Raw genomic sequence first — 6,612 nt, forward strand, 5'->3', positions numbered from 1 at the left:
AATGACCAGCGGTCACTTTATGACCAAAGGTCGCAAAAAGAAGTAACCAGAAAAATAAATGGCTAGAAAACAACAGGAAAAATCGCTTCAAACCAAGAAAGAACTCATGGAAGCCGCCAACGAACTTTTCGGCAAGAAAGGTTTCGTGGAAACCACAGTGTCTGAAATCACCAAACATGCGGGATACGCCAAAGGCAGTTTTTACCGCCACTGGGTAAGTAAGGACAAACTCTTTCTGGAAATTGTCGAAGAAAAACTGACCGAGTATCGCAATTCCCGCGATGATCGCTTGGGCAAGGCTGAATCCCTTGAAGAAGTCATGAACATTATCTGGGATTTTCTGGAAAACATTGTCCGCGACCAAAACTGGGCCAAAGTCTTTCTGGAATTCACCATATACGCTTCAAGGGTGCCGGAACTGCGCGAAGACCTTAGTCTAAGTCAATACCGTCTTTCCGAAGAAGTCTTTGCAGATCTGGTTCGTGATTTTGTTGAGACCGACTATCCGCCGGAAAAGATCGGAGCCTTCAACACCGTACTATTTGAAGGATACATGGTCAGAAGTTCCATTGAAACCGGATTTATGATCCAGAACAACAATGGAGCCGGATTGATCGGATTTAAAGACGTGCGCGAAGCGGCTGTAACTCTGGCCTTAACCAACGGACTGAAAAAAGCTTAATAGACAGCCATTTTTAGATAAAAAACGGAGGGAACATGAAAAAAATTTTAATTACAGTAGTGGCCGCAGCCATGTGCATGTGCGCCCTGCCGCTCACGGCAGGAGCAAAATCAATTAACCTGACCTACTCAAACTTTTTTCCGCCCACCCATATCCAGTCCAAACTGGCCCAGCAGTGGAGTGATGAAGTTAGCAAGCGCACCGACGGCCGCGTAACCATCGCCTACTTTCCCGGCGGAACCCTGACCAAAGCCAAGCAATGTTACGACGGCGTTGTGGAAGGTCTTTCCGATATCGGTATGTCCGCGCTGGCATATTCCCGTGGCCGTTTCCCGACTATGGCTGCAGTTGACCTGCCGCTGGGTTACAAATCCGGGGTTGCCGCAACCAAGGTCGCAAACGCGGTTTACGATAAGTTCAAACCAAAAGAGCTGCGTGACGTAAAGGTTCTTTTTTTCCATGCACACGGTCCCGGACTGCTCTTCACCGCCAAGAAACCGGTTAAGACCCTTGAAGATATCAAAGGAATGAAACTGCGCGGAACCGGAAACTCCGCCCAACTGCTCAAAGCTCTCGGCGCAGCTCCGGTTGCCATGTCCATGCCCGACACCTATCAGGCAATCCGCAAAGGCGTTGTTGACGGCGGCGTATACCCCATGGAAACCAACAAGGGCTGGAAAATGGGCGAAGTCGTTGACTACTGTACGCTTGATTACCCTGTCGGCTACACCACCACTTTCTTTGCAGTCATAAATAAGGATAAGTGGGAAGCTATTTCCGAGCAGGACCAGAAAATCATTATGGAAATCAGCCAAGAATTTGCAACCAAACACGGTCAGGCCTGGGATGAAAGCGACAAAGAAGGCCGCGAGTTCCTGACTGAGAAAGGTGGACAGTTCATCGAGCTGAGCGAAGCCGAAGGCAAACGCTGGAAAGAAAAAGCTGCGCCCATGATGGATGATTACATTAAGAAAGCAGGCAAGAAGAAACTCGACGGCAAAGCTGTCCTCGACTTCACAGTAGAGACTTTGAACAGCATTCAGTAATCACAGGATAATCTAGATTCCATCTCCCCCACTCTGTTATGCGGAGTGGGGGAAATTTTGTAAATTTGGAGATTGTAGTGGGTAATCAAGTCATAGTCCTCATTAATAAATTTGAGGCATTATTAAAAAATATTGCCGCCGTATGCTTGATCGGCATGGCCCTTTTAACCGGGGCGGATATTATTTCACGCGGCGTGCTGGACACCCCCATTTTCGGGGTCGAAGATATTGTAGCTGTGCTGGCTGTTCTTACCACCGGACTCGCGCTTGGTTATGCCGAGAGCCAAAAGGCAAACATAGGAGTGGAATTCCTGTACAGTAAAATGAATGCCCGCACCCGGCGCATTGTTAAGATCTGCACTACTTCCTTAAGTGTTGCCCTATTTGGACTGGTTACCTGGAGACTGTATCTTTACGGCTGCTCCATGCGTGAATCCGGGGAAGTTTCAATGACCCTTGAATTACCCACAGATATGGTCATTTTCGCTCTGACTTTCGGTTTCGGTTGTTTCACTCTCACCCTGCTGAAAGAACTCATCTTGCTTTTCAAAGGGGAAGAATAAATGGAACCGACCACTCTTGGAATTATCGGCATCTTTGTGATGCTGGCCCTGCTCATGACCCGCATGCCTGTGGCCTACGTTATGACTCTTGTCGGCTTCGGCGGATTCTCCATGCTCATCTCCGTAAAAGGCGGTATGAACCTGCTTTCGCGCAGCTTTTACGACACTTTTTCATCATACAGCCTTTCCACTATTCCCCTGTTTATCCTCATGGGCCAATTGGCCTTTAACAGCGGGATCAGCCGCAGGCTCTACAGTGCGGCTTACCATTTCTTTGGCCACATTCAGGGCGGCTTGGCCATGGCGACAGTTGCAGCATGCACCGCTTTCGGGTCGGTCTGCGGCTCCAGTCCTGCTACTGCTGCCACAATGGCGACTGTCGGTATTCCGGAAATGAAACGCTACGGCTACTCCAACTCCCTCGCAGCCGGTTCCGTTGCTTCCGGTGGTGGTCTGGGAATGATTATGCCGCCCAGCATCGTGCTCATCGTCTACGGCATCCTTACCGAACAATCCATCGGCGAACTGTTCATGGCAGGGATTCTGCCCTCGGTGGTGCTGACCATCCTGTTCATCATCGCCATTGCCATAGTCTGCCATCGCGATCCCAGTCTCGGTCCCAAGGGCGAAACTTTCCCCTTGAGTGCCAAACTTAAATCCCTAATGGGTCTTATGGATACCATCGCCGTATTCGCCCTTGTAATCGGCGGTATGTTCTTTGGATTCTTTACCCCCAACGAATCAGCGGCTGTCGGTGTACTGGGAATTCTCGTACTTGGAATCATCAAACGTCAGCTGACATGGCAGGCTTTTGTTAATTCGCTTTATGAGACCCTGCGCACATCAGTAATGGTTCTGTTCCTCGTTGCCGGGGCGCTGATTTTCGGTAAATTCCTAGCCGTAACCCGCATTCCTTTCAATGTTGCCGAATGGACTGCATCATTTGACCTGCATCCATTGATCATCGTTTCCATGATCCTCATTGTCTACTTCATCGGCGGGTGCATCATGGACGCGCTGGCCCTTATCATGCTGACTATCCCGGTATTCTACCCAGTCATCACCACTCTGGGCTTCGATCCCATCTGGTTCGGAGTCATTATCGTGCTTGTTACCCAGATCGGTGTCATCACTCCGCCTGTCGGGATCAATGTATACGTCGTCTATGGTATGGCTCAGAAATTTGCTCCCGATATTACGCTTGAGGATATCTTCAAGGGAACCATGCCCTTCCTGCTGGCAATTTTAGTAGGAATCGTACTCTTCGCAATCTTCCCGCAAATCATTTTGTATCTGCCACAAGCGATGTATTAAAAGATACGGTTCATAAAAATACAAAAACCGCAGTTTCAGTTGGAACTGCGGTTTTTATTATTTTCATTACGTAGCATCCAAAATCAGAAAAACATTCGCATCCCTGCCACTAGCACGACCAAAAAGATGATCGTCATCCCGGCACCCGCGCGTAAATAATCAACAGCCTTTAAACCTGCCGGGCGCATAACCAGAGCATTTACCTGATGCGTTGGCAATATGAAGGTATTAGACGCAGCCAAGGCCACTGTCATGGCTGCTACGCGCGGATCAGCTCCGCATGAAAGAGCTAGGTTCATGGACAATGGCACCAGCAAAACCGTGGCCCCTACATTGGAAGTAAATAGTGTAAAAAATGAAGTTAGCAGCCCGATACAGATGAGCAGCACAGTTGGCGATGGAACTCCAACAGCGTTCATAAGCATATCAGCAATCAATTTGGCTGCACCGGTATTCTCAAAAGCAAGCCCCAGTGGAATCAATCCAGCCAACAGAAATACAGTCATCCAATCCACGGAACGGTATGCTTCATCAATAGTCAAAACCTTACCGAGAATCATTGCCATAGCTCCAAATAATAATGAAATGGAAAGCTGAATATCCAACACAAGAATCATGAACATGGTCACAGCCAGACAGCCTAAGGCAAATGGAGCCTTCTCCTCACGCTGCAATTCACCTTGAATCGGTTCGGTAAAGATCAAATCGTTCTGATCTTTAAACTGATGAAAAGCGCTCCACTTACCATGTAACAGAAAAGCGTTCCCTTCACTTACAACCAAATCGGAAAGATCACTAATATTCATCTCATGTCCAACATAAACAGCCAACGGAACTACACCGAATTTCTTACGCAGCTGAATATCCCTAACGGTCATTCCGACAAATTGAGATCTGGGAGAAACAATACCTTCCATAATCCCTGAATTCGTGGGGGCAAGATCATCAGCAAAAACTTTCAATTCAAGGGAGTACGACCAGCCATAGTCAGTTGCGAGTTTTTTTATAAACATGGCCTCGCCGATTACGGCAATAGTATCTCCGGGACAAAGAGTATCTTCCGGTCGGGGAGCAACATTCCTTTTATGAGTAACTGCGTTATATGAAGCCAGAACAGAACATGCGTAGTTTGAACGGATTTGAAGCTCTGAAAGACACTGCTCATTAAAACCATGAACAGGTATTTTCATTTCATAAATCTCGCCCACGTTATGATAAGTCTTATCCAGCAAAGGAGAAAGAGGTCCACTAACCTTGCTGGCCTTAGTATGGGGCAGAATCCATTTTCCAAACACATTGAAATAAATCAGAGCAGAAATTATAAGCATGATCCCGATCGGTGTCATACTGAACATTCCAAAATGTTCATAGCTGACACCACGCACGGTCAGTAGATCATTCAGCAAAATCAAAGGGCTTGAACCGACAAGAGTCAAAGTTCCGCCGATAATGGCACAAAAAGCCATAGGCAACAAAATGTGCGAAGCCGGAACCCCGGTCTGAGTAGAAATTCGTCTCGCAGCCGGCATAAAGAGCGCAGCAGCTCCGATGTTCTGCATGAAGCCGGATATCCCGGCCACGGTTGCAGAAACCATAGAAGTAATCTTCCTTTCGTCTCTTCCGGCAAACTTGAGAATCAATTGAGCAAGCTTATTCATTACACCGGTCTTATCAAGACCGGCCCCAATTATGATCACAGCAATGATAGAAACGACGGCGTTACTGCTCAAGCCACTGATTGCCTGCTGCGGGGTAACCAAACCGAGCAAGGGCAAACAGACCATGACCATAATACCGACCATATCTACGCGTACCCATTCAAAGATGAAGAAAAGTACAACTAGAAATAAGACCGCAAGAACTAGGATAATATCGGGAGTGATAGGCATAAAAAATCTAAATTCCTTTAAACATTTAATTTACATCATCTAAAATGCCTCAGTTCTATTTGTAACACAAGGGCGCAATTAAGGACATCTTGTTATAAAATATCATCTCTTTTTATCTCTCCCCAAGCCCCCCCTTACGAATGACGTCCCTGAGCATCAAAAACAAATCCGCCCCAACAAGTAAAGCCCCCTTGAGTTAACAAGGGGGCTTTGAAAATAAAAAAGCTTGCGGCGACCTACTTTCCCACTAGCTACCTAGCAGTATCATCGGCGAAGGAGAGCTTAACTTCCGAGTTCGGAATGGGGTCGGGTGTGACCTCTCCTCAATGGCCGCAAGCAAATTTAGCTTGCTTTTTGAGCAAAAATATATGGTTTAATAGAGAAGAATTAGAGTTCCATTAGCTTCAATCGTTTAGGATTAAAGTTAAGGGAAGAGAAGAAAAATAAGTCGCACGATTTATTAGTACTGGTCAGCTGAATGCATCACTGCACTTACACCTCCAGCCTATCAACCAGGTGGTCTACCTGGAATCTTTAGATGCTAAAGCATAGGGATAACTAATCTTGAGGCAGGCTTCCCGCTTAGATGCTTTCAGCGGTTATCCCTTCCGAACTTAGCTACCCTGCAATGCCACTGGCGTGACAACAGGAACACCATAGGTTCGTCCACCCCGGTCCTCTCGTACTAGGGGCAGACCCTCTTCAATTATCCTACGCCCACGGTAGATAGGGACCAAACTGTCTCACGACGTTTTAAACCCAGCTCGCGTACCACTTTAATCGGCGAACAGCCGAACCCTTGGGACCTGCTTCAGCCCCAGGATGTGATGAGCCGACATCGAGGTGCCAAACCGCGCCGTCGATGTGAACTCTTGGGCGCGATCAGCCTGTTATCCCCGGCGTACCTTTTATCCTATGAGCGATGGCCCTTCCATGCGGAACCACCGGATCACTAAGACCAACTTTCGTTCCTGCTCGACATGTCTGTCTTACAGTCAAGCTCCCTTATGCCTTTGCACTCGACGGCTGGTTTCCAATCAGCCTGAGGGAACCTTTGCAAGCCTCCGTTACTTTTTGGGAGGCGACCGCCCCAGTCAAACTACCCACCAGACACTGTC

Annotated in this window: 5 protein-coding genes and 2 rRNA genes (1 of these 7 running past the window's edge); 4 read left to right on the top strand and 3 right to left on the bottom strand. The window is 47.7% G+C overall.

From position 1 onward, the window contains the following. Positions 1–58: 58 nt before the first annotated feature. The 4 genes from ACNI23_RS08990 (at position 59) to ACNI23_RS09005 (ending at position 3,605) form a co-directional block, all read left to right on the top strand. Positions 59–682 (top strand): TetR/AcrR family transcriptional regulator, encoded by a 624-nt coding sequence (locus ACNI23_RS08990; RefSeq protein WP_420248075.1) that lies wholly within the window; start codon positions 59–61, stop codon positions 680–682. A 35-nt stretch (positions 683–717) separates the two neighbouring features. Further along, a complete protein-coding gene (locus tag ACNI23_RS08995) occupies positions 718–1,728 on the top strand; it encodes a TRAP transporter substrate-binding protein (protein ID WP_420248077.1) in 1,011 nt (336 codons plus the stop codon). Between the two features lie 77 nt (positions 1,729–1,805). Then, positions 1,806–2,291: a TRAP transporter small permease gene (locus ACNI23_RS09000; protein ID WP_420248078.1), complete on the top strand. Its 486-nt coding sequence runs from the start codon at positions 1,806–1,808 to the stop codon at positions 2,289–2,291. Further along, a complete protein-coding gene (locus tag ACNI23_RS09005) occupies positions 2,292–3,605 on the top strand; it encodes a TRAP transporter large permease (RefSeq protein WP_420248080.1) in 1,314 nt (437 codons plus the stop codon). 83 nt (positions 3,606–3,688) lie between these two features. Here ACNI23_RS09005 and ACNI23_RS09010 read toward each other — a convergent pair whose 3' ends face one another. From ACNI23_RS09010 to ACNI23_RS09020, 3 genes are all read right to left on the bottom strand, one after another. Beyond that, positions 3,689–5,494 carry an SLC13 family permease gene (locus ACNI23_RS09010; RefSeq protein WP_420248082.1) on the bottom strand — a complete coding sequence of 602 codons (1,806 nt, stop codon included), beginning with the start codon at positions 5,492–5,494 and terminating at the stop codon, positions 3,689–3,691. A 223-nt stretch (positions 5,495–5,717) separates the two neighbouring features. Beyond that, a 5S ribosomal RNA gene (gene rrf / locus ACNI23_RS09015) occupies positions 5,718–5,832 on the bottom strand. 101 nt (positions 5,833–5,933) lie between these two features. After that, a 23S ribosomal RNA gene (locus tag ACNI23_RS09020) occupies positions 5,934–6,612 on the bottom strand (it continues 2,257 nt past the right edge of the window).

The sequence above is a fragment of the Maridesulfovibrio pacificus (SeqCode) genome, from assembly GCF_048612815.1.
GTDB classification, from domain to species: domain Bacteria; phylum Desulfobacterota; class Desulfovibrionia; order Desulfovibrionales; family Desulfovibrionaceae; genus Maridesulfovibrio; species Maridesulfovibrio pacificus.